Source organism: Mesorhizobium sp. M7A.F.Ca.MR.245.00.0.0, assembly GCF_003997415.1.
Lineage (GTDB): Bacteria > Pseudomonadota > Alphaproteobacteria > Rhizobiales > Rhizobiaceae > Mesorhizobium.
Genome location: NZ_RZTE01000063.1, coordinates 1 through 26,283, shown reverse-complemented (window position 1 = coordinate 26,283; position 26,283 = coordinate 1). Strand labels below are relative to the sequence as shown.

31 protein-coding genes are annotated in these 26,283 nt (G+C 62.4%); 14 read left to right on the top strand and 17 right to left on the bottom strand.

Features of this window, described 5'->3' with window-relative positions; all coding sequences use genetic code 11:
• From EOB80_RS34905 to alaS, 3 genes are all read left to right on the top strand, one after another.
• Nucleotides 1–262: hypothetical protein (locus tag EOB80_RS34905; protein ID WP_206516863.1), on the top strand; the 262-nt coding region annotated here is incomplete at its 5' end.
• Nucleotides 263–335: 73 nt separating this feature from the next.
• A complete protein-coding gene (gene recA / locus EOB80_RS32715; protein ID WP_127332076.1) occupies nt 336–1,436 on the top strand; it encodes a recombinase RecA in 1,101 nt (366 codons plus the stop codon).
• Between the two features lie 294 nt (nt 1,437–1,730).
• On the top strand, nt 1,731–4,397 hold the full coding sequence (alaS, locus tag EOB80_RS32710; protein WP_127332074.1) for an alanine--tRNA ligase: 2,667 nt from the start codon (nt 1,731–1,733) through the stop codon (nt 4,395–4,397).
• 241 nt (nt 4,398–4,638) lie between these two features.
• Here alaS and EOB80_RS32700 read toward each other — a convergent pair whose 3' ends face one another.
• A complete protein-coding gene (locus EOB80_RS32700; protein ID WP_127321785.1) occupies nt 4,639–5,265 on the bottom strand; it encodes a glutathione S-transferase family protein in 627 nt (208 codons plus the stop codon).
• Nucleotides 5,266–5,277: 12 nt separating this feature from the next.
• Nucleotides 5,278–6,489 carry an NADP-dependent isocitrate dehydrogenase gene (locus tag EOB80_RS32695; RefSeq protein ID WP_127321786.1) on the bottom strand — a complete coding sequence of 404 codons (1,212 nt, stop codon included), beginning with the start codon at nt 6,487–6,489 and terminating at the stop codon, nt 5,278–5,280.
• A gap of 214 nt (nt 6,490–6,703) precedes the next feature.
• Between EOB80_RS32695 and EOB80_RS32690 the strand changes: the two genes are divergently transcribed.
• The 3 genes from EOB80_RS32690 (at nt 6,704) to EOB80_RS32680 (ending at nt 8,664) form a co-directional block, all read left to right on the top strand.
• Complete coding sequence (locus EOB80_RS32690) at nt 6,704–7,618, top strand: RNA methyltransferase (protein WP_127321787.1); 915 nt, start codon at nt 6,704–6,706, stop codon at nt 7,616–7,618.
• Entirely contained in the window at nt 7,611–8,411 is an 801-nt protein-coding gene (murI, locus tag EOB80_RS32685) for a glutamate racemase (RefSeq protein WP_127332072.1), read from the top strand. The genes EOB80_RS32690 and murI overlap by 8 nt, the downstream gene beginning before the upstream one ends.
• Nucleotides 8,412–8,475: 64 nt before the next feature.
• Entirely contained in the window at nt 8,476–8,664 is a 189-nt protein-coding gene (locus EOB80_RS32680; RefSeq protein ID WP_023810328.1) for a DUF3008 family protein, read from the top strand.
• Nucleotides 8,665–8,748: 84 nt separating this feature from the next.
• On the opposite strand, the gene EOB80_RS32675 is transcribed toward EOB80_RS32680, so the two are convergent.
• On the bottom strand, nt 8,749–8,958 hold the full coding sequence (locus EOB80_RS32675; RefSeq protein WP_127332070.1) for a hypothetical protein: 210 nt from the start codon (nt 8,956–8,958) through the stop codon (nt 8,749–8,751).
• Nucleotides 8,959–9,333: 375 nt separating this feature from the next.
• On the opposite strand from EOB80_RS32675, the gene rpsD reads away from it, so the two are divergent.
• The 4 genes from rpsD to EOB80_RS35720 all read left to right on the top strand — a co-directional run bounded on the left by rpsD (nt 9,334) and on the right by EOB80_RS35720 (nt 12,229).
• Nucleotides 9,334–9,951 carry a 30S ribosomal protein S4 gene (gene rpsD, locus EOB80_RS32670; protein WP_023759539.1) on the top strand — a complete coding sequence of 206 codons (618 nt, stop codon included), beginning with the start codon at nt 9,334–9,336 and terminating at the stop codon, nt 9,949–9,951.
• A 107-nt stretch (nt 9,952–10,058) separates the two neighbouring features.
• On the top strand, nt 10,059–10,943 hold the full coding sequence (gene ttcA / locus EOB80_RS32665; protein ID WP_127332068.1) for a tRNA 2-thiocytidine(32) synthetase TtcA: 885 nt from the start codon (nt 10,059–10,061) through the stop codon (nt 10,941–10,943).
• The gene (locus EOB80_RS32660; protein WP_127332066.1) at nt 10,933–11,760 is read left to right on the top strand and encodes an inositol monophosphatase family protein; all 828 of its coding nucleotides are present in this window, start codon (nt 10,933–10,935) and stop codon (nt 11,758–11,760) included. Before ttcA ends, EOB80_RS32660 begins: the two co-directional genes overlap by 11 nt.
• A gap of 235 nt (nt 11,761–11,995) precedes the next feature.
• Nucleotides 11,996–12,229, top strand: a complete 234-nt coding sequence (locus tag EOB80_RS35720) for a hypothetical protein (RefSeq protein ID WP_245463701.1) — start codon at nt 11,996–11,998, stop codon at nt 12,227–12,229.
• Here EOB80_RS35720 and EOB80_RS32650 read toward each other — a convergent pair.
• The 6 genes from EOB80_RS32650 to EOB80_RS32625 all read right to left on the bottom strand — a co-directional run bounded on the left by EOB80_RS32650 (nt 12,226) and on the right by EOB80_RS32625 (nt 18,831).
• Nucleotides 12,226–13,449 (bottom strand): multidrug effflux MFS transporter, encoded by a 1,224-nt coding sequence (locus EOB80_RS32650; protein WP_164761846.1) that lies wholly within the window; start codon nt 13,447–13,449, stop codon nt 12,226–12,228. The genes EOB80_RS35720 and EOB80_RS32650 overlap by 4 nt on opposite strands.
• 210 nt (nt 13,450–13,659) lie before the next feature.
• Nucleotides 13,660–13,995 (bottom strand): Grx4 family monothiol glutaredoxin, encoded by a 336-nt coding sequence (gene grxD / locus EOB80_RS32645; protein WP_006332883.1) that lies wholly within the window; start codon nt 13,993–13,995, stop codon nt 13,660–13,662.
• A gap of 141 nt (nt 13,996–14,136) precedes the next feature.
• Entirely contained in the window at nt 14,137–14,370 is a 234-nt protein-coding gene (locus tag EOB80_RS32640) for a BolA family transcriptional regulator (protein ID WP_010909092.1), read from the bottom strand.
• Between the two features lie 133 nt (nt 14,371–14,503).
• Nucleotides 14,504–15,025, bottom strand: coding sequence for a hypothetical protein (locus EOB80_RS32635; RefSeq protein ID WP_127332064.1), 522 nt, complete (start codon nt 15,023–15,025; stop codon nt 14,504–14,506).
• Between the two features lie 45 nt (nt 15,026–15,070).
• Nucleotides 15,071–17,302, bottom strand: a complete 2,232-nt coding sequence (purL, locus tag EOB80_RS32630) for a phosphoribosylformylglycinamidine synthase subunit PurL (RefSeq protein WP_127332062.1) — start codon at nt 17,300–17,302, stop codon at nt 15,071–15,073.
• A 119-nt stretch (nt 17,303–17,421) separates the two neighbouring features.
• A complete protein-coding gene (locus EOB80_RS32625) occupies nt 17,422–18,831 on the bottom strand; it encodes a PLP-dependent aminotransferase family protein (RefSeq protein WP_127332060.1) in 1,410 nt (469 codons plus the stop codon).
• A 93-nt stretch (nt 18,832–18,924) separates the two neighbouring features.
• On the opposite strand from EOB80_RS32625, the gene EOB80_RS32620 reads away from it, so the two are divergent.
• Nucleotides 18,925–19,176, top strand: coding sequence for a DUF1127 domain-containing protein (locus tag EOB80_RS32620; RefSeq protein ID WP_127332058.1), 252 nt, complete (start codon nt 18,925–18,927; stop codon nt 19,174–19,176).
• A gap of 76 nt (nt 19,177–19,252) precedes the next feature.
• Here the strand turns inward: EOB80_RS32620 and EOB80_RS32615 are convergent, their stop codons facing one another.
• The 7 genes from EOB80_RS32615 to purC form a co-directional block, all read right to left on the bottom strand.
• Nucleotides 19,253–19,894 carry a Pr6Pr family membrane protein gene (locus EOB80_RS32615; protein WP_127332056.1) on the bottom strand — a complete coding sequence of 214 codons (642 nt, stop codon included), beginning with the start codon at nt 19,892–19,894 and terminating at the stop codon, nt 19,253–19,255.
• A gap of 3 nt (nt 19,895–19,897) precedes the next feature.
• Nucleotides 19,898–20,305, bottom strand: a complete 408-nt coding sequence (locus tag EOB80_RS32610) for a hypothetical protein (protein ID WP_023810339.1) — start codon at nt 20,303–20,305, stop codon at nt 19,898–19,900.
• Complete coding sequence (locus EOB80_RS32605) at nt 20,302–20,967, bottom strand: glutathione S-transferase family protein (RefSeq protein ID WP_127332054.1); 666 nt, start codon at nt 20,965–20,967, stop codon at nt 20,302–20,304. Before EOB80_RS32605 ends, EOB80_RS32610 begins: the two co-directional genes overlap by 4 nt.
• Nucleotides 20,968–21,051: 84 nt before the next feature.
• A complete protein-coding gene (purQ, locus tag EOB80_RS32600; protein ID WP_024504558.1) occupies nt 21,052–21,720 on the bottom strand; it encodes a phosphoribosylformylglycinamidine synthase subunit PurQ in 669 nt (222 codons plus the stop codon).
• Nucleotides 21,721–21,728: 8 nt separating this feature from the next.
• On the bottom strand, nt 21,729–21,971 hold the full coding sequence (locus EOB80_RS32595) for a hypothetical protein (protein WP_127332052.1): 243 nt from the start codon (nt 21,969–21,971) through the stop codon (nt 21,729–21,731).
• Between the two features lie 19 nt (nt 21,972–21,990).
• On the bottom strand, nt 21,991–22,233 hold the full coding sequence (gene purS / locus EOB80_RS32590; RefSeq protein WP_027028126.1) for a phosphoribosylformylglycinamidine synthase subunit PurS: 243 nt from the start codon (nt 22,231–22,233) through the stop codon (nt 21,991–21,993).
• Nucleotides 22,234–22,276: 43 nt separating this feature from the next.
• Entirely contained in the window at nt 22,277–23,071 is a 795-nt protein-coding gene (purC, locus tag EOB80_RS32585; protein ID WP_013532127.1) for a phosphoribosylaminoimidazolesuccinocarboxamide synthase, read from the bottom strand.
• Nucleotides 23,072–23,346: 275 nt separating this feature from the next.
• On the opposite strand from purC, the gene EOB80_RS32580 reads away from it, so the two are divergent.
• On the top strand, nt 23,347–23,667 hold the full coding sequence (locus EOB80_RS32580; protein ID WP_013532126.1) for a DUF1476 domain-containing protein: 321 nt from the start codon (nt 23,347–23,349) through the stop codon (nt 23,665–23,667).
• A 126-nt stretch (nt 23,668–23,793) separates the two neighbouring features.
• Nucleotides 23,794–24,567, top strand: a complete 774-nt coding sequence (locus tag EOB80_RS32575; protein ID WP_127332050.1) for an HpcH/HpaI aldolase/citrate lyase family protein — start codon at nt 23,794–23,796, stop codon at nt 24,565–24,567.
• A gap of 6 nt (nt 24,568–24,573) precedes the next feature.
• Here the strand turns inward: EOB80_RS32575 and EOB80_RS32570 are convergent, their stop codons facing one another.
• Nucleotides 24,574–25,128, bottom strand: coding sequence for an alpha/beta hydrolase (locus EOB80_RS32570; RefSeq protein WP_127332048.1), 555 nt, complete (start codon nt 25,126–25,128; stop codon nt 24,574–24,576).
• Between the two features lie 249 nt (nt 25,129–25,377).
• On the opposite strand from EOB80_RS32570, the gene EOB80_RS32565 reads away from it, so the two are divergent.
• Nucleotides 25,378–26,190, top strand: coding sequence for a VOC family protein (locus EOB80_RS32565; protein ID WP_127332046.1), 813 nt, complete (start codon nt 25,378–25,380; stop codon nt 26,188–26,190).
• The last annotated feature ends 93 nt before the right edge of the window (nt 26,191–26,283 follow it).

The window sequence follows — 26,283 nt, the reverse complement described above, 5'->3', positions numbered from 1 at the left end:
CGCGCCGGTCGATATGGGCGCCGCCTACGGCCAGTACTTTCGCGGATTTCAGCATGCCAGCGATATGACCTTTGTTATTCCAGCCGCACAAGCGCTAGGCTGTGCGACGGAGCTTCGCATGCGAGGCGGCGATTCGGCAGGTCGAAACAACCGAGCCGTCTGGCCCAACGTGCGGTGCATCCCTGATCGAATCTTTGGACAAAAAAAGAACAAATCCGGATATTGTTTGTTTTTCAGATATTTGACCCCTCTTGCCAAATGAGAACAAAAAAGGTACAAATAGGCAGGGATTACGGATTGTCCGGCCTTCATTGACGACCAAGGGGTGATGTATCATGGCTCAGAATTCTTTGCGGCTGGTAGAGGACAAGGCAGTGGACAAATCAAAGGCTCTGGATGCGGCGCTGTCGCAGATCGAGCGGGCTTTCGGCAAGGGCTCGATCATGCGGCTCGGCGCCAACGATCAGGTCGTCGAGATTGAAACGGTGCCGACCGGCTCGCTTGGCCTCGACATCGCGCTTGGCGTCGGTGGCCTGCCGCGCGGCCGCATCATCGAGATCTACGGGCCGGAAAGCTCGGGCAAGACGACGCTTGCCCTGCACACCGTTGCCGAAGCCCAGAAGAAGGGCGGCATCTGCGCTTTCGTCGATGCCGAGCACGCGCTTGACCCGGTCTATGCCCGCAAGCTTGGCGTCGATCTCGAAGACCTTCTGATCTCGCAGCCCGACACTGGGGAGCAGGCGCTGGAAATCTGCGACACGCTGGTGCGCTCCGGCGCCATCGACGTGCTGGTGGTCGATTCGGTCGCGGCGCTGACGCCACGCGCCGAAATTGAAGGCGAGATGGGCGATTCGCTGCCCGGCCTGCAGGCCCGCCTTATGAGCCAGGCGCTGCGCAAGCTGACCGCGTCGATTTCGCGCTCCAACACCATGGTCATCTTCATCAACCAGATCCGCATGAAGATCGGCGTCATGTTCGGCTCGCCTGAAACCACCACCGGCGGCAATGCGCTGAAATTCTACGCTTCGGTGCGCCTCGACATCCGCCGCATCGGCTCGATCAAGGACCGCGACGAGGTTGTCGGCAACCAGACCCGCGTCAAGGTGGTCAAGAACAAGCTGGCGCCGCCCTTCAAGGTGGTCGAATTCGACATCATGTTTGGTGAGGGCGTCTCCAAAACCGGCGAACTGGTCGATCTCGGGGTCAAGGCTGGTATTGTCGAGAAGTCTGGCGCCTGGTTTTCCTATAACTCGCAGCGTCTCGGCCAGGGCCGCGAAAATGCCAAGCTGTTCCTGCGTGACAATCCCGACACGGCACGCGAGATCGAGTTGTCGATCAGGCAGAATGCCGGGCTGATCGCCGAGAAATTCCTCGAGAATGGCGGCCCTGAGCGCGGCGATGATGACGGTTTCGAGGAAGAATCCGGCGCGATGTGACAGCCTCGCGCGATGTCGGCCGGAGTTCGGCCATAATCGCGTTCTATTATCTCAGGCTTATGTAATCGAGTTCCGTGTTATTGCGTTTCGAAACCGCCGGCCCAGTGCCGGCGGTTTTGCGTTTTGGCGGCGAAACCAGGCCGGGTCGAACGGCCGGCAAAGGCCGTGGATTGGACCAATTCCGTGTTTCTGGACAGGGTGAAGCGCGGCGGCTAAAAGGCCAAGTCCTAATCTTCTAGAACGCAGAGCCCATTTCCGCCGGTTTGCCGGCGGCTCTTCCGAAAAGGCAGCATCATGAGTGGCGTGAACGAAATCCGGTCGACATTTCTCGACTACTTCCGCAAGGAGGGTCACGAGATCGTCGCGTCGAGCCCGCTGGTGCCGCGCAACGATCCGACGCTGATGTTCACCAACGCCGGCATGGTGCAGTTCAAGAACGTCTTCACCGGTCTGGAGAAGCGGCCCTATTCGCGCGCCTCGACCGCCCAGAAGAGCGTTCGCGCTGGCGGCAAGCACAACGATCTCGACAATGTCGGCTACACCGCGCGCCATCTGACCTTCTTCGAGATGCTCGGTAATTTCTCCTTCGGCGACTATTTCAAGGAGCGCGCCATCGAGCTTGCCTGGAACCTGATCACCAGGGAGTTCGGGCTGAACAAGGACAAGCTGCTGGTCACCGTCTATCACACGGATGACGAGGCGGCCGGCTTCTGGAAGAAGATCGCCGGTTTTTCCGACGACCGCATCATTCGCATCGCGACCTCGGACAATTTCTGGGCGATGGGCGACACCGGACCGTGCGGGCCGTGCTCTGAAATCTTCATCGACCGCGGCGAACACATCTGGGGCGGCCCTCCCGGCAGCCCGGAGGAGGATGGCGACCGTTTCCTCGAATTCTGGAACCTGGTGTTCATGCAGTATGAACAGGTGACGAAGGAGGAGCGCATCGACCTGCCGCGCCCCTCGATCGACACCGGCATGGGCCTGGAGCGGATGGCGTCCATCCTGCAAGGGGTGGAAAGCGTCTTCGAGACCGATCTGTTCCGTCACCTGATCGACGCGGCCTCGTCCGCGATCGGGCATGGTCCCGACAAGGAGACGGTCGCGTCCTACCGGGTCATTGCCGATCATCTGCGCTCGTCCTCCTTCCTGGTGGCGGACGGCGTGCTGCCTTCGAACGAAGGCCGGGGCTATGTCCTGCGCCGCATCATGCGCCGCGCCATGCGCCATGCGCAGCTGCTGGGTGCCAACGAACCGCTGATGTGGAAGCTGGTGCCGGCGCTGGTGCGCGAGATGGGTCAGGCCTATCCGGAACTGCTGCGTGGCGAACAGTTGATCACCGAGACGCTGAAGCTCGAGGAGACCAGGTTTCGCAAGACGCTGGTGCGCGGCCTCGGCCTGCTTTCCGAGGCGACCGAAACACTGCACGCCGGCGACATGCTGGACGGCGAAACGGCCTTCAAGCTCTACGACACTTACGGCTTCCCACTTGATCTGACGCAGGACGCGCTGCGCCAGCGCAGTATCTCGGTCGATCTTGCCGGCTTCACCAATGCGATGGAGCAGCAGAAGGCCGAGGCGCGAAAGCATTGGGCAGGCTCCGGCGACGCGGCGACCGAGACCATCTGGTTCTCCGTGCGCGAGAAGGCGGGCGCCACCGAGTTCCTCGGCTATGAGACTGAAGCTGCCGAAGGCATCATCCAGGCGCTTGTCCGGGACGGCAAGGCTGTCGACAGCGCCGGCAAGGGTGACGCGGTGGCGATCGTCGTCAACCAGACCCCGTTCTATGCCGAGTCCGGCGGCCAGATGGGCGACACCGGCGTTATTTCAGGCGAGGGCTTCTCGATCGAGGTTTCCGACACGCAGAAGAAGGCCGATGGGCTATTCGTCCACATCGGCGAGGTGGCCAGCGGCACGGTCAAGACCGGTGTTGCCGTCGAGCTCAAAGTCGACCATGCGCGCCGCTCCAGGTTGCGCGCCAACCATTCCGCGACGCATCTGATCCATGAGGCGCTGCGCGAGGTGCTGGGCAGCCATGTCGCGCAGAAGGGCTCGCTGGTCGCGCCCGAGCGCCTGCGCTTCGACATCTCGCACAACAAGCCCATTTCACCGGAGGATCTCGAAGAGGTCGAGCGCATGGCCAACGAGATCGTCGTCCAGAACGGCCCGGTGTCCACGCGCCTGATGTCGGTCGACGATGCCATTGCCGAAGGCGCCATGGCGCTGTTCGGCGAGAAATACGGCGACGAAGTGCGCGTCGTGTCGATGGGCACCGGCGTTCACGGCGCCAAGGCCAACCGGCCCTATTCGGTCGAGCTCTGCGGCGGAACGCATGTCCGGGCGACCGGCGATATCGGCCTGGTGCGTGTCGTGTCGGACAGCGCGGTCGCGGCCGGCGTGCGCCGCATCGAGGCGCTGACCGGCGAAGCCGCGCGCAAACATCTCGACGAGCAGGACCGGCGTTTGAAGGCGACGGCGGCCGTGCTCAAGATTTCGCCGGCCGATGTGCCGGCGCGCGTCGAGACGCTGCTCGAAGAGCGCAAGAAGCTTGAGAAGGAACTGACCGAGGCGCGCAAGAAGCTGGCGCTGGGCGGGGGATCGTCAGCCGATGCTCCAGCCGCCAATGAGACGGTCGCCGGTATCGGCTTCCTCGGCAAGACGATCTCCGGTGTCTCGCCGAAGGATTTGAAGCCGCTGGCCGATGCCGGCAAGAGCTCGCTCGGCTCCGGCGTCGTCGTCTTCGTCGGCGCTGGCGAAGACAACAAGGCAAGCGTCGTGGTGGCCGTCACCGACGACCTCGTCGGCCGCTTCAGCGCCGTCGACCTTGTCCGCGTGGCCTCCGCCGCATTGGGCGGGCAGGGCGGCGGCGGGCGGCCCGACATGGCCCAGGCCGGTGGCCCTGACGCTTCCAAGGCCGATGATGCGATTGCAGCGGTGAGGGCGGCACTCGAAGCGGCGTGAGCCAGTGGGCAGTTCAAGGGGAGCCCTACCTTCCCAAGTAGCGCTGCCCCTCATCTGGCTGCCGCCACCTTCTCCCCGTAAACGGGGAGAAGGGCGCTTTCGTCGCGGCTTTCGCCAATCGCCAGCCTTGCAAAAAAAGAGGCGCCGGCGTTGCGGCCAGCCTCTTTCTCCCCGTTTTACGGGGAGAAATGCCCGGCAGGGCAATGAGGGGCGGCGCCGGCGTTGAGGAAGTTCACTCGGCCTAAGCGACCTTTTCAGTCCGCGTAAAGCTCGCACGATCGGCGACGCGTGTATACCAGTCCCGGATATCCGCGAACCGCGCCAACAGATCGCGCCCTTGCGTGACCTTGACGAAATAGGCGATGATCGGCGCGGCGTGCAGGTCCGCCAGCGTCAGTTGGTCGCCAAGCAGCCACGGACCTTGTGGCTTCAGCGATCTCAGCACCTTCAGCACCGTCTCGGCCTGAGCAAGGCCGCCGGCGATCAACGCCGAATCCGGCTCAGCCTTCTCCAGCCGCTCGACGGCAACATCCCAGACCATGGCGCGATAGCCATAGGCGTCGAGCATGCCGATGATCTGGCCCATCCTGGCGCGGCCGCGCGCGTCGGCAGGCTGCAGCGCCGGTCCTTCGAAGGCCTCGTCGATATAGCGGGCAATCGCATTGGTCTCGAAGAGGCGAAACCCGTCATAACAGAAGGCCGGGATGCGGCCGAACGGATGATGCTCGAAATACCAGGCGGGAACGCCCTCGGCGGCAAAGACATCGACCGGCACAAGCTCGTAGTCGATGCCTTTTTCCGCGAGTACGAGGCGGACGATGCGTACATAGACGCTGTACTCCGCCCCGTAGACGATGGGCTTGCCCATCTTGCTTACTTGTCAGGCCATCGCCTTCTGCAGGTTCTCGTCGATCTTGTCGAGGAAACCGGTGGTCGAAAGCCATGGCTGGTCGGGGCCGATCAAGAGCGACAGGTCCTTGGTCATGAAGCCTGACTCGACCGTCTGGATGCAGACCTTTTCCAGCGTTTCGGAAAAACGCTTCAGGTCGGCATTGTCGTCGAGCTTGGCGCGGTGCGCGAGGCCACGCGTCCAGGCGAAGATCGAGGCGATCGAGTTGGTCGAGGTTTCCTCGCCCTTCTGGTGCTGGCGGTAGTGGCGGGTGACGGTGCCGTGCGCGGCTTCGGCTTCCACCGTCTTGCCGTCCGGTGTCATCAGCACCGAGGTCATCAGGCCGAGCGACCCAAAACCCTGCGCAACCGTGTCGGACTGCACGTCACCGTCATAGTTCTTGCAGGCCCAGACATAGCCGCCCGACCATTTCAGGGCGGAGGCCACCATGTCGTCGATCAGGCGGTGCTCGTACCACAGCTTCTTCGACTTGAACTCGGCCTCGAACTCGGCCTCGTAGACCTCCTGGAAGATGTCCTTGAAGCGACCGTCATAGGCCTTGAGGATGGTGTTCTTGGTCGACAGATAGACCGGATAGTTGCGCAGCAAGCCGTAGTTCAGCGACGCCCGGGCGAACTCGCGGATGGAGTCGTCGAGATTGTACATGGCCATGGCGACACCGGCGCCGGGCGCGTCGTACACATCGTGCTCTATCACCTGACCGTCCTCGCCGACGAATTTGATGGTCAGCTTGCCCTTGCCGGGGAAGCGGAAATCGGTGGCGCGGTACTGGTCGCCGAAGGCATGGCGGCCGACGATGATCGGCTTGGTCCAGCCGGGCACCAGGCGCGGCACGTTCTTCATGATGATCGGCTCGCGGAAGATGGTGCCGCCGAGGATGTTGCGGATGGTGCCGTTCGGCGACTTCCACATCTTCTTCAGCTTGAACTCCTCGACGCGCTGTTCGTCGGGGGTGATCGTCGCGCATTTCACGCCGACGCCGTGTTTCTTGATGGCGTTGGCCGAATCGATGGTCACCTGGTCGTTGGTGGCGTCGCGGTGCTCGATGCCGAGGTCGTAATATTCAAGCTTAAGGTCGAGATAAGGGTGGATCAGCTTGTCCTTGATGAACTGCCAGATGATGCGGGTCATCTCGTCGCCGTCGAGTTCGACGACCGGGTTCGCCACCTTGATCTTCGCCATGGAAAGAATGCCTCGTTGCTGGATATGGGACGGCCTTGCCCGCGCGGCGTTGGGCCGGGAGATGTCGCCCGTATATCAAAGCGCTTTTGGCCACGCAAACGGCGATCGGTCACGAATTGGAGGCCAGAGCCGTCGTCATTTGCGAATGCTTCATTTTCCCGGCCGAATGTGGCAGGGACGCTGAAATGCCGCAAACAGCAGTTCATTGACAATCATGCCCGTCATCAAAGATCCCGATAGCATTGCAGTCGCCGGCCCGGCGATCATCCTCGTCGAGCCTCAGCTTGGCGAGAACATTGGCATGGTCGCGCGCGCCATGGCCAATTTCGGTCTGTCGGAGCTGCGCCTGGTCAACCCGCGTGATGGTTGGCCGAGCGAGAAGGCGCGCGCGGCGGCCAGCCGCGCCGATCATGTCATCGACGCTGTCACCGTCTTCGACGATCTGGCCTCGGCGCTCGCCGACCTGAACTTTGTCTTCGCCACCACGGCCAGGCAGCGCGACGGCTTCAAATCCGTGCGCGGGCCGGTGGAGGCGGGCAGGCTGCTGCGGGCGCGCCACGTGATGGGCCAGCGCACCGGCATCCTGTTCGGACGCGAACGCTTCGGCCTCTACAATGACGAGGTCGGCCTTGCCGACGAGATCGTCACTTTCCCGGTCGATCCCGATTTCTCCTCGCTCAACATCGCCCAGGCAGCACTTCTGATGTCCTACGAATGGATGAAGTCCGGCCTGGAGGACGAGACCAGGACCAATTTTTCCGGCCCGGACATGAAACCGGCAAGCAAGGAAGAATTGCACGGCCTGTTCGCCTATCTCGAAGGCGCGCTGGAAGCGCGCGGCTATTTCCGGCCGGCGCCGAAGAAGCCGAAAATGATCGACAATCTGCGCGCGGTGCTGACACGCCCTGGCTTTGCCGAACCGGAGCTCAAGGTGCTGCGCGGCATCATTTCGTCGCTCGACAGGTTTTCTCCGGCGATGCCGCGCGGCGACGGGTCCCCTGGCGACGACCCGCGGCGCTTGCCCGCGGCCGCCGCGCGGGCCCGCAAGGCGGAAGCGGCGCGCCTTGCCGACACCGGCAAGGACGATGACATACCGCCGCTTGGCGGAAAAGGAACCGACAATGACTGAGCGGCCGATCCTGATGTTCGATTCGGGCATCGGCGGGCTTACCGTGCTGCGCGAGGCGCGCGTGCTGATGCCCGATCGCCGCTTCATCTATGTCGCCGACGACGCTGCGTTTCCCTACGGCGCTTGGGAAGAGCCGGCGCTGAGGGCGCATATACTCGAATTGTTCGGCAAATTGCTTGAGCGCTTTGCGCCGGCCATTTCCGTCATCGCCTGCAACACCGCCTCGACGTTGGTGATCGATGCGCTGCGCGATAGATTTCCCGAGCATCCTTTCGTCGGCATGGTGCCTGCGATCAAGCCGGCGGCGGAACGCACGCGCTCAGGGCTGGTTTCGGTGCTGGCGACGCCTGGCACCGTCAAGCGCCAATACACGCGCGACCTGATCAGCAAATGGGCGCAGAAATGCCATGTCCGCCTGGTCGGCAGCGACAGGCTGGCGGGACTGGCTGAGATCTACATGCGTGAGGGCTTCGTCGATGAGGAGGCCGTACGCACCGAGATCACGCCGTGCTTCGTCGAACATGATGCGCTGCGTACGGATATCGTCGTGCTCGCCTGCACACACTACCCCTTTCTGGCCAATCGCATGCGCAAGACGGCGCCCTGGCCGGTCGATTGGCTCGACCCCGCTGAAGCGATTGCGCGCCGGGCGCTGTCGCTTCTCGCCGACATCGATCCGTGCGGTCGTGGCGAGATGCTGCCTGAAGGACCCGACCTTGCCGTCTTCACATCGAAAAGAGCCGATTTCCCGACCCGTCGCCTGATACAGGGCTTCGGGCTGGCTATGTCGTGATTGCGAAGCGGAACATCACGGCAGTCGTTGCGTTTTTCTCCAGATTCCAACGGGAGAAAGAACCATGCCAGCCACCTCGAAAGCCCAGCAGAAAGCCGCCGGCGCGGCTCTGTCGGCCAAGCGCGGCGAGACCAAGAAGAGCGAACTGCAGGGCGCTTCCAAGGGAATGTACGAATCGATGAGCGAAAAGCAGCTCGAGGAATTCGCCGAGACGAAGCGCAAGGGCCTGCCGGAGAAGAAGTCGAAAGACTAAGGATTAAGCATCCGGAATCAAAGAGCCCGCGGCCAAAACCGCGGGCTTTGAATCGATGTCGGCCGCCTGAGACCGGATAGGAGCCTACCAGCGCCCGCTGCAGCGCTTGATCTTGTAGCGTACGACCTTCTTGTGGCCGTGCCGCCAGATAACCTTCTTCTTGATCACGATGCGGCAAGCCTGGTGATGTCGGTGTCCATGCCAATGCCTGGCTTCCGCCGGCTCCGGTGTCAGGACCGCCATGGATCCCGCCAACACAGCGGCTCCTGTCAGGGTAAGGAAGAATTTCTTCATGCGAATGTAGCTCCTCTGCTCCGGTCCCTTCCTGATGCCGCTGGCGCAACCTCCCGCCACATCCGGCACTGTACTCAACCCAGAGACGCTATATCGTCGCCACGGCCTACGCCAGCCACAAGCTTGACACCGGTTAAATCTCCGTTTAATCAGCGCGCCAACACCGGGCCGCAATGCCCGGTGGTTTTCTTTATGTGCGCAAGATGCGTGGAAATCCAATTCTACTATCTTGTTTGAACTGACGTGTCCCGTGGGTTTTCCGCCGCGTTGCGTGGGAAAACCCTGTCAGGTCTCGAAAACGGAGGCCAGAGGAGGGCGCGTTTCCTTCACCCGGACCATGAGGTTCCGGGTGTATTGTTTTGAAAAGGGAATGCGATGAGCAAGCGCGAATCCGCGAAGTACAAGATCGACCGCCGTCTCGGCGAAAATATCTGGGGCCGCCCGAAGTCCCCGGTCAACAAGCGTGAATACGGTCCCGGCCAGCATGGCCAGCGCCGCAAGGGCAAGCTTTCCGATTTCGGCCTGCAGCTGCGCGCCAAGCAGAAGCTGAAGGGTCACTATGGCGACGTTTCGGAAAAGCAGTTCCGCAAGGTTTATGAAGAGGCTGACCGCCGCAAGGGCGACACCTCGGAGAACCTGATCGGCCTGCTCGAATCGCGTCTCGACGCGGTCGTCTACCGCGCCAAGTTCGTGCCGACCATTTTCGCCGCCCGTCAGTTCGTCAACCACGGCCACGTCAACGTCAACGGCAAGCGCGTCAACATCGGCTCGTATCGCTGCAAGCCGGGCGATGTCGTCGAAGTGCGCGAAAAGTCGAAGCAGCTGGTCATCGTTCTGGAAGCGGTCGGTCTCGCCGAGCGCGACGTGCCGGACTACATCGAAGCCGATCACAACAAGATGGTCGCGACCTTCTCGCGCATCCCTGGCCTGGCGGACGTTCCGTTCGCCGTGCAGATGGAACCGAACCTGGTCGTCGAATTCTACTCGCGCTAAAACGAGCGCGTTCTGCGACACCAAGCAAAGGCCGCCCGTCGAGGCGGCCTTTTCTTTGTCGGTCATGTCCGCTAATCCGGCGCTCTGGCCACTGAAGGCGACATGCCATGAACATGCTTCCAGACATCGAACCGATCGCCGACAGCGAAGGCGGCTTCCATCCGCTGTTCGCCGACGTGCCGTCCTCGGTCGAATTCAACAAATTGCGCAAGCGGCTGCTGCGGCTGACCCGGCAGGCGATCGAGGATTTCTCGATGGTCAAGCCCGGCCAGCGCTGGCTCGTCGCGCTCTCGGGCGGCAAGGATTCTTACGGCCTGCTCGCGGTGCTGCTCGACCTCAAATGGCGCGGGCTCTTGCCGGTCGATCTTCTGGCCTGCAATCTCGACCAGGGCCAGCCGAATTTCCCCAAACATATCCTCCCGGACTATCTCAACAGCCACGGCATTGCGCACCGGATCGAGTATCAGGACACCTATTCCGTCGTCACCGACAAGCTGCCGGCGGGCAGCACCTATTGCTCGCTCTGCTCGCGCCTCAGGCGCGGCCATCTCTACCGTATTGCGCGCGAGGAGGGTTGCTCGGCACTGGTGCTCGGCCACCATCGCGAGGACATTCTCGAAACCTTCTTCATGAACCTCTTCCATGGCGGCCGTCTCGCCGCCATGCCGCCTAAACTGCTCAACGACGAGGGCGACGTCATGGTGCTGCGGCCGCTGAGCTACTGCGCCGAGGTCGATCTGGAAAAATTCGCTGCCGCGATGCAATTCCCGATCATTCCCTGCGATCTCTGCGGCAGCCAGGAAGGCCTTCAGCGCAACGCCATGAAGGCGATGCTCGAGGACCTGGAAAAGCGTATGCCCGGCCGCAAGGATACGATGCTGCGCGCGCTGTCGAACAGCAGGCCATCGCACCTGCTCGACAGGAAGCTGTTCGACTTCGCTGCCCTCAACGACACCCTCACCACAAGGCAAGACATTTCCGATGACATTTGACGACACCGCGATCGATTGGCTGGCCGGCATTCTGGCCGAGGCGGCGCTGACCGAGATCATGCCGCGCTTTCGCCGGCTGGGCGATGGCGATGTCAGGCAGAAGACCTCGGCCGCCGACCTTGTGACCGAAGCCGACGTCAATGCCGAGCGGCTGATCACCGCGCGGCTGCGCGAGCGCTATCCCCAGGCGATGATCGTCGGCGAGGAGGCCTGTTCCGACAATCCGGCACTGCTCGATGGTCTGGGCGATGCCGATCTGGCCTTCGTCATCGATCCGGTCGACGGCACTTTCAACTTCGCCTCCGGCGTGCCTTTGTTCGGCGTCATGCTGGCGGTCGTGGTCCAGGGCGAGACGGTTGCCGGCATCATCCACGATCCCGTCGGCAAGGACTGGCTGATTGGCGCCAGGGGCGCCGGCAGCCATATCCGGCATGCGCATGGCAGTCTGGAGAAGGTGCATGTAGCGGCACCCGCGCCGATCTCGGAGATGACCGGCTCGGTCTCCTGGCAATATATGCCCGAGCCGGAGCGGTCGCGGCTGGCGCGCAACCAGACGAAGATCCTGTCGCAATTCGCCTATCGCTGCGCCGCGCACGAATACCGCCTGCTGGCGAGCGGCCATGCCCATTTCGTCGTCTACAACAAGCTGATGCCGTGGGACCATCTGGCCGGCGTGCTGATCCATGCCGAGGCCGGCGGCCACGCGGCGCGCTTCGACGGCAGCACCTATCTGCCGTCGCATCTCGGCGGCGGCCTGCTTGTCGCGCCCGATCGCGAAAGCTGGCACGAATTGCGCCGCGAACTCTGGGCGCAATAGGAACGATTCCTGTGTTAGCCGAAGGAGCGGTGCAGTTTCACGCAAATCCGGAGGCTCTCGAATGAAACCTCGGTTCGCATTTGTCGCGACGGCTCTTGCCGTCGCTCTGTTCGCCAGTTCCCTGGAAGCAAGGTCGCAGGAGCGCAGCTGTCGCAGTCCCGATCCCGTCGATACGATAAAGGAGATGTCGGACGCTATCTATGCCTGCTGGAAACCGCCACCCGGAACCGCGGGCATGTCCCTGACCCTGCGGTTCTCGCTTCGCCGCAACGGCACACTGATCGGCAAGCCTCGCGCCACATATGCCGATCTGGGAACCGATGCCCAGCGCAGCCGGGCCTTCGTGGCATCCATTCTCAGGGCACTCGATGATGCTCTGCCATTGCCCTTTTCGGACCGCATGGGTGAAGCAATCGCGGGGCGTATGCTCGCCCCTCGATTCACGGCGGCCCTTGAGGGTGCATCCTAGTGCAAGTCGGTGATGTGCCCTGAAACGGGCGCGTTCTGTGGCTGGAACATCTTGCCGCGCTCGGCGATGAAGATCATCAGCAGCGCCGCGACCGAGACGCTGCAGAAGCCGGCGGCCAGCGGCGTCACCGTGCCATTGAAGGCCTGGCCGATCAGCGTGCCGAGAATGCCGCCGAGAAACGTCTGCATGAAACCGAGGATCGACGACGCCGTGCCGGCCAGTTGCCCGAGCGGCTCCATGGCCAGCGCGTTGAAGTTCGCGCCCAGCGCACCGAACGGAAGCATGGCGCAGGCAAAGAAGGTGATGAACAGCCAGAGCGGCATCTTCATTTCCAGCGAAACGATCAGCCAGGCAAGGCTGATGACCAGGAACAGCAGCAGCGCGCTCTGCGACAGGCGGCGCATGCCGATGCGGCCGACAAGGCGCGAATTCAGAAAGTTGGAGAAGGCGAGCACGCCCGCGACGCCTGCGAAGATGACCGGGAACATCTCGCCGACATGGAAGATGTCGACATAGATCTGCTGCGCCGAAGCGATGAAGCCGAACATGGCGCCGAAGATGAAGGTGCTGGCGAAGGCATAGCAGATCGCAATACGGTTGGTGAGCACGATGCGAAACCCGCCGACAATGGAGTTGAGTGTCAACGGCCGGCGATGTTCGGGATGCAGCGTTTCAGGAAGGCGCAGCAGCGACCAGGCCGAGACGAGGAGCGCACCGACGGCCATGGTGACGAAGATCCAATGCCAGGTCGCAAACAGCATAATGAACTGGCCGATGCCGGGAGCAATGACCGGTATCGCCATGAACACCATGAAGATCAGCGACATCACCTCGGCCATGCGCCGGCCGTCGAACGTATCGCGCACGATCGATACGGCGATGACGCGGGTGGCGGCCGCACCAATGCCTTGCACGGCCCGGCACAGCAGAAGTGTCTCAAAGCTTGGCGCAATGGCGGCAGCCGCGGCCGCGGCGACATAGATCACCAGCCCGGCGACCAGTGGTGCGCGACGCCCGAAGCGATCCGAGATCGGCCCGAAGAACAACTGTCCGCCGCCGAAGCCCAGAATGTAGGCCGTTATGACGTACTGCCGGTGGTTTTCATTTTCGACGCCGAGCGTGGCGCCGATCTGCTGCAGCGCCGGCAGCATGATGTCGATGGCCAGCGAGTTCAGCGCCATCAGCGCCGCGCACAGGGCGATGAACTCCCAGCGCGGAATGGGCAGTTTGCTTGCCGATTGCGGCGCTGGTTTTGGCTGGTCCACGGCAAGTCCGATCTTTCAAACGAAAATGCGCCGGCGGGCCGGCGCATTGGCTCGTCCTGGTCCTGGGTTCAGGACATGAAAATTGCCGAGGTGGGGCTGCCCCGGGTGCCTGGTGCTCGATGCCCGAAAATCAACGTAGATTTTCGGGCATGCACAAAACAGAAATCAGGCGGCGCCTTTGACGCTGACGCCCTTCTCGACGAGGAATGTCTGCAGCTCACCGGCCTGGAACATCTCGCGGATGATATCGCAGCCGCCGACGAATTCGCCCTTGACGTAGAGCTGAGGGATCGTCGGCCAGTTGGAGTATTCCTTGATGCCCTGGCGCAGTTCGGCCGAGTCCAGGACGTTCACGCCTTTGTAGTCGGCGCCGATATAGTCGAGGATCTGGACGACCTGGCCGGAAAATCCGCATTGCGGGAAACCGGGCGTGCCCTTCATGAAAAGGACGACGTCGTTGCCCTTCACTTCATTGTCGATGTAGTCGTTGATGCCGCTCATGGAATATCCTTTCCCGCCTGTGGGAGTCAGGCTCGAAACATACCCTTCAAATAAACCCAACGATTGCTCGAAACAAGACGTTAGCCGCGCCGCGGCTGAAATGGCGCAAAGGATGGGCCGTGTTGGGCCAAGCGCTAAGGGTCAGTCGGGAACGCTGGTCTGCAAGGCGAGTGCGTGCAGCACGCCGCCCATATTCCCTTTCAGCGCGTCATAGACCATCTGGTGCTGCTGCACGCGGCTTTTCCCCCGAAAGCTCTCGGCCACCACCTCGGCCGCATAATGGTCGCCGTCGCCGGCGAGATCGCGGATCGTCACCTTGGCGTCCGGAATACCGTCCTTGATCAGTTTTTCGATGTCGTGGGCATCCATTGCCATGGCAAAATCCTGTTTCGAGCGGCCGGTGTCAGGCCATAAGATGAGAGTCGGGCGAGCCTAAAGCCTTTCCGGTCCGGATTGAAGCCGTTCTGTCCCACCAACGGCAAGACGGCCCGACGGCTTCAGAGAAAGACTAGGCCGGTGGGCTTGCTTCATCCTCGGCAACGTCGTCGCGTGTCGAGAAAGCACGGCCAAGGCTAAAGGCCAGCACATAGAGCGGCGCGTTGAGCACGAGGCCGACAATGGGGAGATAGCTCGTCATTTGCCAAGCCGGTGAGAAGAACCCCTGGCCATAACCGTCGCAGATGAGCGACGAGCCGTACTCCCACAACGCGCCTACGACCACCGCGCTGGCAAAAAGCTTGATGCAGGTGACGATATGCCTTGCCCGTGCCGGATCCGGCGCCAGGCGGTCCCACAGAACCAGGCAGATGATCGGGACCGCGTAGATGAGATTCTGCGCGATGAGCATGGGGATGGCGCCATTGGCCGCGGCAAGGAACTCCGCGCGCGTTTCCAGCCGCATGCACACCTCGCTCGAGGTTGTCGACAGCAGGAAAAAGACGAACGGTCCCAGGAACCAGAAGAAGAACAGCGACGGCCAGAAAACGACTGCAAGCAGCGCCCGGGCAGCCAGTTTCCTGTGATTGATCATGAGTTTCCCGAAAAACCGTTCCCACTTGTCGGGATCATGCTCTCGTCAACTGGCCTGGTCCATGAAGCGGGGGAACCAGCCTTCGTGCGCCGCGGAGAGTTCGCTGACCGGGATTGCCCTGGCGTCGCCAAGCTTCAGCGCGCTGCCCCCGGTCGAGCCGATCCACGGCGCGAAGATGCCGAGTTCGCCCTGCTGCTTGCGAATGGCGTCCCATTCGTCACCATGCGGATCGATCGACAGTGTCAGGAGATAACGGCCCTGGTCCTCGCCGAACCAGACCGGGATCGGGTCGGTGCCGACAAGCCCGGGAACGGCGGCGCCGATTCCGGACGCCATCGCCATCTCGGCAAGTGCAACGGCGACACCGCCATCGGAAACGTCGTGCGCCGCTGTGACGATGCCGGATGCGATGAGCGCGCGCACATGGTCGCCGACGCGTTTTTCGTGATCGAGGTCGACCGGCGGCGGCGGGCCATCCGTGCGGCCGTGTACGTCACGCATATAGACCGATTGCCCGAGATGCGTTCCCCAGGACGCCGGTGCGCCGACCAGCAGGATCATCTGGCCCTCGGCCGCAAAGCCGGTCCGCACCATCTTCGACCAGTCGGCGATCAGCCCGACGCCGCCGATGGTCGGGGTTGGCAGGATGCCCTGGCCGTTGGTCTCGTTGTAGAGCGAGACATTGCCGGAGACGATCGGGAAGCCAAGCGCGCGGCAGGCGTCGCCGATGCCCTTCACCGCGCCGACCAGCTGGCCCATGATCTCGGGCCGTTCCGGGTTGCCGAAATTGAGGTTGTCGGTGGCGGCCAGCGGCAGAGCGCCGGTGGCGGTCAAGTTGCGCCAGCATTCGGCCACCGCCTGCTTGCCGCCCTCATAAGGGTCGGCCTCGCAATAGCGCGGCGTCACGTCGGAGGAGAAGGCGAGCGCCTTGGTGGCATGGCCTTCGACCCGCACCACGCCGGCATCGCCGCCTGGAAGCTGCAGCGAATTGCCCTGGATCAACGTGTCATACTGCTCCCAGACCCAGCGGCGCGAAGACAGGTCGGGCCCGCCGAGCAGCTTCAGCAGCGCGTCGGCAACGTCGGCTTGCGGAATGTCAAGGGCGGCCAGCGGCGCCGGCTTTTTCGGCTCGACCCACGGCCGGTCATATTCCGGAGCCTTGTCGCCGAGATCCTTGATCGGCAGATCGGCGACCTGATCCCCCTGGTGCAGCACGCGGAAGCGCAGATCGTCGGTGGTCTTGCCGACGATGGCGAAGTCGAGCCCCCATTTGTGGAAGATCGCCTCGGCTTCCTTTTCCTTTTCCGGGCGCAGAACCATCAGCATGCGCTCCTGGCTTTCCGACAGCATCATCTCGTAGGCGCTCATGCGCTCTTCGCGCACCGGCACCTTGTCGAGATCGAGCTCGATGCCGAGGTCACCCTTGGCGCCCATTTCGACCGCCGAGCAGGTGAGGCCGGCGGCACCCATGTCCTGGATGGCGATGACTGCGCCCGAGGCCATCAGTTCGAGGCTGGCTTCCAGCAGGCACTTTTCGGTGAAGGGATCGCCGACCTGCACTGTCGGGCGCTTCTCATCGATCTTGTCGTCGAATTCGGCCGAGGCCATGGTGGCGCCGCCGACACCGTCGCGGCCAGTCTTGGCGCCGAGATAGACGACCGGCAGGCCGACACCCTTGGCTTCCGACAGGAAGATCGCATCGGTCTTGGCAAGGCCCGCCGCAAAGGCGTTGACCAGGATGTTGCCATTGTAGCGGGCGTCGAAATTGACCTCGCCGCCGACCGTCGGCACGCCGAAGGCGTTGCCATAGCCGCCGACGCCGGAAACCACGCCTGAAACGAGGTGCCGGGTCTTGGGATGGTCAGGCGAGCCGAAGCGCAGCGCATTCATCGCCGCGATCGGCCGCGCGCCCATGGTGAAGACGTCGCGCAATATGCCGCCGACGCCGGTCGCCGCGCCCTGGTAGGGCTCGATATAGGACGGGTGGTTGTGGCTCTCCATCTTGAAGACGACGCAGTCGCCATCGCCGATGTCGACCACGCCGGCATTCTCGCCCGGCCCCTGGATGACCTGAGGTCCGGTGGTCGGCAGCGTGCGCAACCATTTCTTCGAGGATTTGTAGGAGCAGTGCTCATTCCACATCGCCGAGAAGATGCCGAGTTCGGTGAAGCTCGGCTCGCGCCCGACAAGATCGAGGATGCGCTGATACTCGTCGGGCTTGAGCCCGTGTGAGGCAATGAGCTCGGGGGTGATCGGCACGGAATTGGAAATGGTCATGGGCGGCGATTTATATCCGGGACGTTGGGATTTTGAGTCCCGTCTTATCGCAAGCCTTGCGGCCGATACACCCATGGATTGACGAAAAACGACGGAAAACCGGACAAAGCCACGCAGTGTCAGGAGAAGCTGTCGTAGCCGGCGCGGCCTTCATCGAGAAGTCGCCGGATCGCCGCGACGCCTTCAGCGATATCCCCGCGCTGTCTCGGCTGCGAAACGCCAAAGCGGACGCCATGGAAAACCTGCTCGGAACGGCCGGCCTTGAATTCGTCCTCGTCGTCGATCAGCACGCCGTGCTCCAGGCAGGCGTTCTTGAAGGTGCCGGAAAGCCAGGGGTCGGGCAGGGTCAGCCAGACAAAGGGCACCCTGTCATGCGACTTGACCGCGAAGCCGGCCAAAGTCTCGCGCACGATGGCGATGCGGGCGCCGATTTCGGCGATGCTGCGCTTGCGTATCTCATCCGCCTGACCTGACAGCACCAGCCTTGTATTCACCTCCGCCAGCAGGAAGGGCATGCCGCCGGTCATCATCTTGTGGGCGACACGGATGCGGTGGCGGTAGGCGGGCGGGCAGGAAAGCCAGCCGCCGCGCACACCGGCTGCGACCGACTTCGACAGGCCGCCCGCGACGATGGTGCGTTCAGGCGCATACTCGGCCAGCAATGGTGTCGGATCATCGGTCAGATTGCCATAGAGATCGTCCTCGATGAGGACGACGTTGTATTCGCGTGCGACATGGGCGATCGCCTCGCGGCGCGCCGCCGACAAGGTGGCCAGCGTCGGATTCTGCGCCGTCGGCATCAGGAAGATCATCTTGGGATGCTTTTGCGCGCAGACGCGCTCGAAATCCTGCGGATCGATGCCTTCCTCGTCCGATGCCACCAGCGCGGTGCGCCTGCCGATCAGGCCGGCACTGCGGGAAATCTGCGAGTAGGTGAGGTGCTCGAAGGCAACATAGTCGCCAGGCATGGTGAGCGCCGCGATCGCCGCCATCACCGCCGCATGGGTGCCGAGCGTGGGAACGATGGTGTCGGCACTCGGACGAAACGAATTGCGCGCCAACCAGCGGGCGCCGGCTTCGTACCATCGGTCGGGGAAGTCCCGCGTGTAGCTCGAAATCTCATGCGGATGGTCCTGCGCCGTGCGCGACAGGACACCGGCGACGATGTCGCCTTGGCCGATATCAGGTGCTGCGGTGCTGTCGAAACGCAGCTTGCCCTTAGGCGCATCGATATAGCGCGTGCCTTCGCCGCCGACGTCCGGAGCCGGAAAATCCGGCTTCGCGCGCTGGCCGAGCACATAGGTTCCACGCCCGACTTCGCCGCTCACCAGCCCACGCTCGCGCAGCAATTGATAGGCCCGGCCGACCGTGCCGACGGTGGTGCCGATGTCGTAGGCGAGGTCGCGCTGCGGCGGCAGCTTTGCGCCGGCATCGATCACGCCCCGATCGATGTCCGTTTCGATGGAATCCGCCAGGCGCTGATACAGCGGCCCGGAGCCGGTGGTGAGATCGGGAAGCCAAGTTGTCATGGTGACAATTTTCTATATTGCACCGATAGATGAGTCAATACATACCAGTCGCGTGCAAAAAAGGGTACAATTTAGGACTTCGGCAGAAATAAAATGAATACAATCGCGACAATGCGTCACTCGAGCGCTGCATTATCAGGCCAACCGACACGTCCATCGGCTCAGCGCGGTTTTGCCAGCCGCCTTGTGCGCGTGCTGAGGTCGCTGGCAAGATGGATCGACAACCTGCTGGATCGCCGCCGCAGCCGGTTGGCGCTGCTGGAGATGACCGACGACCAGCTCAAGGATATCGGCGTCACGCGCTGCGACGCCCACCGCGAGGGCATCAGGCCGTTCTGGGACTGACTGTGACCCCAAAAGCGGGAACCGGGTTTTGGGAGATAATGGTCCTGGGAAATGCGGACAGGAGGTCCGCACAATTCTAACGGACGCTCGATGCCCTGGTGCGTGCAACGGCATGGTCCGCAAGGACGGCGACCACGCACAGCACGAGGAAAAGTCCGGTGATGGCTGCGGCCGAGATGAGGACGCTGGTCGCGCCGTTCTTGGCGATGTCCAGGAAAGGGTAGGGCACCTCGCCGGCAAACGGCGCCCGCATCAGCGCATAGACCAGATAAGCGATGGGATAGATCACCCACCAGGAAATGTCGCTCCAGCGCGTCCTGCCGTCAGCGCCCGATATCAACCACCACAGCACGAAGAGCACCGGCGTCACATAATGCAGCAGGACGTCGCAGAGCAGGAACAGCCCCTGCGGCTGCCAGAGTTGTGCCAGGACCGTTGCGTAGATGATGAAGACCAGCGCGATCGAAACCGCAACGCCGGTGCGCATCCGCGCGCCTGCAAAGGCCGGCAGCCAGGCATAGAAGGTGGGTGACAGCAGCGACGTGTACACCAGCACCGCGCCGATGTTTGTCAGGATGGTGAAGAAGCTGAAGACGAAAATGATTGATCCAAGCAGGCTGCGGCCGGCTTCCATCGATGCCGGAATGCTGATGCAGAACTGCAGGATGAGCCCGGCCAGACCGATGACCAGACCCGCGATCTGCAGGAACCGGCCCATGGGCTAGGCCGTCGCGGCGCAGGCCGGATTGCCGGCCTGCCAACGGGCGATGTCCGAGCCGATGCGGGCGCCGAGCGGATCGTTCATTAGCGGTCCGAAGACGTCGACGCGGCTAGAATTGCCTTGCGCTTGCACGACCAGCAAAGGTTTGCCGCCATAGTGCTTGGCCGGCACCAGCAGGAAACGCGGCGTGCCGCTGAACGAATTCAGCTCATTGGCCATCTGGTACGGTTTGAAGGCTGGGTCCTTGCTGGCGATCCAGCATTTGTGGGCAGCGATCGCCACTTGTTCCATGGCCAGCAGCGCAGCACTTTTGCCTGAGGGAACAGGCGTGCTCTTTGGCGTCGACTGGCAGGATGCCAGCACAAAGCCCGCCGCGGCGACCAGCGCGATCGTCTTCGACTTGATCAAGCGGCACCCATCTCAAGCTCGGACAGAAAAATCTTCAAACCATCGGTCATCTCGCCCCACACCCGCGACAATGCCGGGTGTTGCGAGGCGATCTGCTGGTAGGCGTCGAATTTGGGATAGGCGTCGAGCAGGTCGTGGCGTCCCGTCATGGCGCGGAAATTGTTGAAGATGAACCGTGTCGGCGTCAGCCAGGCATCGGCGAAACTGATGTCGTCGCCGAGCGCGAATGGGCCCTGCGCCATGCGCGCCTCGATTGCCGCCAGCCCGTGATGCAGGCGGGCAAACTGGGCGTCGATCTCGACATTGTTGCGCTTCGGCACGAAATGGAGCTCGAAAAGCTTCATCGTTGGGGTCAGCACGTCGAGATCGGTGATGCGGGCGAACATGCGCACCAGCGCGCGGTCCTTGGAATCGGGCGGCAGCAGCGCCGGCTCCGGAAACCGTTCCTCGAGATATTCGGCGATGACCACCGATTCGACGATCGTCTCGCCCGAGCCGGTGATCAGCACTGGAATCCGGTTCATCGGCGAGATGGCGCGAAACTCTTCCGGGATGGGAAAACCGGGCGGCGGCGCGATGATCTTGAGCGGTACGTCCTTGACGTAGGCCAGTGCCCGCACGATCGACGAGTAGGGCGACAACGGCCGCGAATAGAGTTTCATGACCGTCTCTCTCCCCAATGAACCAGACTTGCTCCAAAGAGACAGGAATGTCCGGCTGTTTTCAAGCTGTTCGCTTCGATATCGTCAGGCGGCGATGCCGAGGGCGCTCTCGAACAGTCCGCGGCCGTCGGTACCGCCATGGGCTGCTTCGATCAGGTTTTCCGGGTGCGGCATCAGCCCGAGCACATTGCCTTGGCTGTTGACGATGCCGGCAATGTCGTTGATCGAGCCGTTGGGGTTGGTGCCCTCGGCATAGCGGAACACCACCTGGCCTTCGCCTTCGAGGCGGGCAAGCGTGTCGGCGTCGGCGAAATAATTGCCGTCATGATGCGCGACCGGCGAGCGGATGATCTGGCCCGGCTGATAGCGGCGGGTGAACATGGTATTGGCATTGGTGATTTCGAGCTTCACCTGCCGGCAGACGAATTTCAGCGAGGTGTTGCGCATCAAGGCGCCCGGCAACAGGCCGGCCTCGACCAGGATCTGGAAACCGTTGCAGACGCCGATGACCGTAACGCCGGCGGCCGCTTTTTCGGCCACCGCCCGCATGACCGGCATGCGCGCCGCGATCGCGCCGCAGCGCAGATAGTCGCCGAAGGAAAAGCCGCCCGGAATGGCGATCAGGTCGACATCGGGGATTTCGGTGTCGGTTTGCCAGACGGTGACCGGCGGCGTTCCCGAAATCTTGGTCAGCGCCGCGATCATGTCGCGGTCGCGGTTGAGGCCGGGCAGGAGGACAACGGCTGATTTCATTTTGGTTCTTAAGGCCTCTGGGCTTCGGCGAGCTCGCGCAGGTCGAGACGCTGCTCAATCCGTTCAAGACGTTGATCGATACGGCCTGTTATCGCGTAGATATTGTTGACGTCCGTTTGCGTGCTCAACGCCTGCAACCTGATCGCGACAATCTCGTGCTTGACTTCGCCCAGGCCACTCTCAAGTCGATCCATTCGTGAATGGATTTTCTTGACAAGCTCGTACATCAGTTCATTCGTGACTTCAGGCATACGTGCCTCCGGCACAACCTTAGGTAAGCGTCACACTATAATTCTCAATCACCGTGTTCGCCAGCAGCTTGTCGCACATGGCCTTGAGGTCCGCTTCGGCCTTGGCCTTGTCGCTTTCCGCCAGCTCGACGTCGAACACCTTGCCCTGCCGCACCGCGCCGACACCGCCGAAGCCAAGGCCCGACAATGCGTGTTCGATCGCCTTGCCTTGCGGGTCGAGCACGCCGTTCTTGAGGGTGACGGTAATGCGGGCCTTGATCACGCTGGACATGCTCCTGTTCTGAGTATCGGGGGGCAAGCCGCGATCAGTGCGGCTTGCCTTTGAGGCCGTCGGTCGAGGCGACAAGCACCGGGCCGGTTGGGCGCGGCGGTTCGTTCTCGTTCATGATGCCGAGGCGGCGGGCAACTTCCTGGTAAGCCTCGACGAGGCCGCCCATGTCGCGGCGGAAACGGTCCTTGTCGAGCTTGTCCTGCGTCGCCACGTCCCACAGGCGGCAGGAATCCGGCGAGATCTCGTCGGCGACGACAATGCGCATCATGTCGCCTTCGAACAGCCGGCCGCATTCGATCTTGAAGTCGACGAGCTGGATGCCGACGCCCATGAACAAGCCGGAGAGGAAGTCGTTGACGCGGATGGCCAGCGCCATGACGTCGTCGATCTCCTGCGGGCTCGCCCAGCCGAACGCGGTGATGTGCTCTTCCGACACCATCGGATCGTCGAGCGCGTCGGCCTTGTAATAGAATTCGATGATCGAGCGCGGCAGAACGGTGCCTTCCTCGATGCCGAGCCGCTTGGACAGCGAACCGGCGGCGACATTGCGCACCACCACTTCGAGCGGAATAATCTCGACTTCCTTGATCAGCTGCTCGCGCATGTTCAGCCGGCGGATGAAATGGGTCGGAATGCCCATGCGGTTCAAATGGTTGAAAATATACTCGGAAATGCGGTTGTTGAGGACACCCTTGCCGTCGATGACCTCGTGCTTCTTCTTGTTGAACGCGGTGGCGTCATCCTTGAAGAACTGGATAAGCGTGCCCGGTTCGGGTCCCTCATAGAGTATCTTGGCCTTGCCTTCATAAATGCGGCGGCGATTTTTCATCTGGATTTTTCTCTGGGGTTCCGGACAGGGCGGTATCAGACCATTTCCTGTCCGTCTGCCTGAAATAGTGCGGCTACGGTAGGGTTCAATGCCGGGTCTATCCCAATCACATCGTTTGCTCAATCGGCAAATCCTTCCAATCAACCGCTTTCGGGACTGAAATGCCGCAGCGCAGCATGCGATGAAGCGTATTGACCGGCCCGCGACCTTTTGGTTTGTGCTTTGGCAACGCACATATTCACCGCCAACGAATCGAATTTGACCGGAGGGACGCCATGAGCAGCATGAAAGACCGCGAAGAGGGCTTTGAGCGTAAATTCGCATTCGACGAGGAGCTTCGGTTCAAGGCCTCGGCGCGCCGCAACAAGGCGCTCGGCCTGTGGGCCGCCGAAAAGCTCGGAAAGTCCGGCGCTGATGCCGACGCCTACGCCAAGGAAGTGGTTATCTCCGACATCGAGGAAGCCGGCGACCACGACGTGTTCCGCAAAATCCGCGGGGATTTCGACGCGGCCGGCGTCGAGCAGTCGGACCACCAGATCCGCCGCACCATGGACGAACTGATGGCGCAGGCGATCGAGCAGATCAAGAACACCTGATCCGGGCCATGCGCTGATCCCGGCCATACGCTGGACCAATCGACCGCCCGGCCTATCCGGGCGGTTTTTCTTTGCCTTTGTCGCGGTTTCCGGCTGAAACTGCCGGAGTTAACAAGGAAAGTATCCATGTCCCTGAAGTCCCGCCTCGCGGCCGACGAAACGCTGTTCACCGCATGGTCCGGCGTGCCGGATGCCTTGACCGTCGAGATCGTCGCCAAGCAGGGTTTCGATGCCGTCACGCTCGACATGCAGCATGGCGGCCATCACGAAGACAGCGTGCTGCGTGGCCTGGTGCCGGTGCTGGCTGCCGGCAAGCCGGCGCTGGTGCGCATTCCCGTTGGCCGTTTCGACATGGCAAGCCGCGCGCTCGATTTCGGCGCCGAGGCGGTCATCGCGCCGATGGTGAATTCGGTTGCCGATGCAAAACTGTTCGCCGCCGCCATGAAATACCCGCCGCTCGGCGAACGCTCCTGGGGGCCGACTTACGCTTTTCCGCGCCACGGCCAAGGCGACCAGGCCGACTGGCTGCGCGACACCAACCAGCGCACGATGGCCTTCGCCATGGTCGAGACGCGTGCTGCCCTCGATGCGCTCGATGGCATCCTCGACACGCCCGGCATCGACGGCATCTTCCTCGGCCCGTCGGATCTCTCGATCGCCTGGAGCAATGGTGCGACCGTCAATTCGACGCTGGAAAGCATGATGGAGACGGTGGCATCGGTGGCCGAGCGCACCCGCAAGGCTGGCAAACATGCGGCGATCTACGTTGTCGAGCCGGCAATTGCCGGCCGGGTCGTGTCGATGGGCTATCGCCTGCTGGCCATGGGCTCCGAGCATTCGCTGATCGGGCTTGGGGCAAAAACGCTGATCAAGAGCGTCCGCGATTCGATCGGGTCCTGAAGACGCTCAAGGTTTCAGATCCGTCAGGAATTTGGCGAAGGTCATTGAACCTTCGGGCCAAGGACCAAAACCTGAATCCGGGTTGAGATGACCGGTCTCACCGGCATCGATGAACAGCGAACCCCAGGCGCCGGCGATATCCTCCGCGACATCGAAGGCGCAGAACGGATCGTTGCGGCTGGCGATCACGATCGAGGGAAAGGGCAGCGGCTCACGCGGATAGGGGCCGAAGGTCATCAGGTGCCTGGGCCTGATCTCGGGATTGGCGACGTCGGGAGGTGCCACGAAGAAGGCCCCGGCAACCGGCTTGCGGAACTGCGGAATGGCTTGCACTGCAGCGGCGACACCGAGCGAGTGCGCCACCAGGACGACCGGCCGCTCGGCCTCGTTGACCGCCTTGGCGACGCTCGCCGTCCAGTCCTCGCGAACCGGCTTCGACCACTCGGCCTGTTCGACGCGGCGCGCCGTCGACAGTTTCGACTGCCAGCGGCTCTGCCAATGGTCGGGGCCGGAATTGGTGTAGCCCGGTACGATGAGAATATCTGCTTCCTTGACCTTCATGGCGCTGAGATAGCGAGCGGCATCGCTTCGTGCAACCAGCAGGAACGCCGCTTTTGATCACAATAGTGAACACCATGTTCGCTTCTTCGCGTCTTGTGTGAACGATGCCGATGGACGATCTGTGGTCAGGAAAAGAAACAGCCGTGCGCGGGAACCCTGACTTTGGAACTGACACGACGTACAATGATCGGCGGAGTGGGGCTTCTCGCCTTGGGAGCTTCATCGCAGGCCGGTCGAACGGAGCATTCGATGAGCAAGTTGCCTTTTGCCGCCACCACCCCGGTCAGCGTTGCCCGCGTCGGGCTGAAGGCGCGCGACGCGGAAAGCCTTGCCGCCTATTACCGCGAGATTGTCGGTCTGCAGGAGTTGAGCCGTGCCGATGGCGCGATCACCCTGGGCGCCGCCAACCGTCCCTTGTTGGTGCTTGAGCAGGACGCTTCAGCCAAGCCGGATGATCCGCGCAGCGCCGGGCTGTTCCACACCGCCTTCCTGCTGCCCAGCCGCGCCGACCTCGGCCGCTGGATCAACCACGCCATATCAAACAAGATCGCGATCGAGGGCGCTTCCGACCATCTGGTCAGCGAAGCTCTGTACCTGACCGATCCCGAAGGCAATGGCATTGAGATCTATGCCGACCGCCGTGCGCAGGACTGGAAGTGGAATGGCGACAAGATTGCCATGGCGACAGAACGGCTGAACATTCCGTCCGTCGTTGCCGAAGTGCCGGCGGGTGATGCCGGCTGGCAGGGTACGCCGGAAAACAGCATCGTCGGCCACGTCCACCTGCGTGTCGGCAGGCCGGAAGACGCCGAAGCCTGGTGGAACCAGGAATTTGGCTTCGACACCATGGCCAAATACGGCGGCCAGGCGGTGTTCCTGTCGTCCGGCGGCTATCACCACCACATCGGCGCCAACGCCTGGCAGAGTTCAGGCGCCGGCCGCCGCGATTCGAGTCGGTCGGGCCTTGCCTGGGTCGAGATGCGTTCGGACAAGGTGACGAGCCCAGCAACCCACGAAGATCCGTGGGGCACGGTGATCAGGACTGTTCCCGGCAAGGCTTGAGAGCGTCTTTCTCCCCGTCACTATACGGGGAGAAATGCCCGGTGTCCGAACCGGATAGATAGGTAACAGAATGGACCGATAGCATGGGTGACA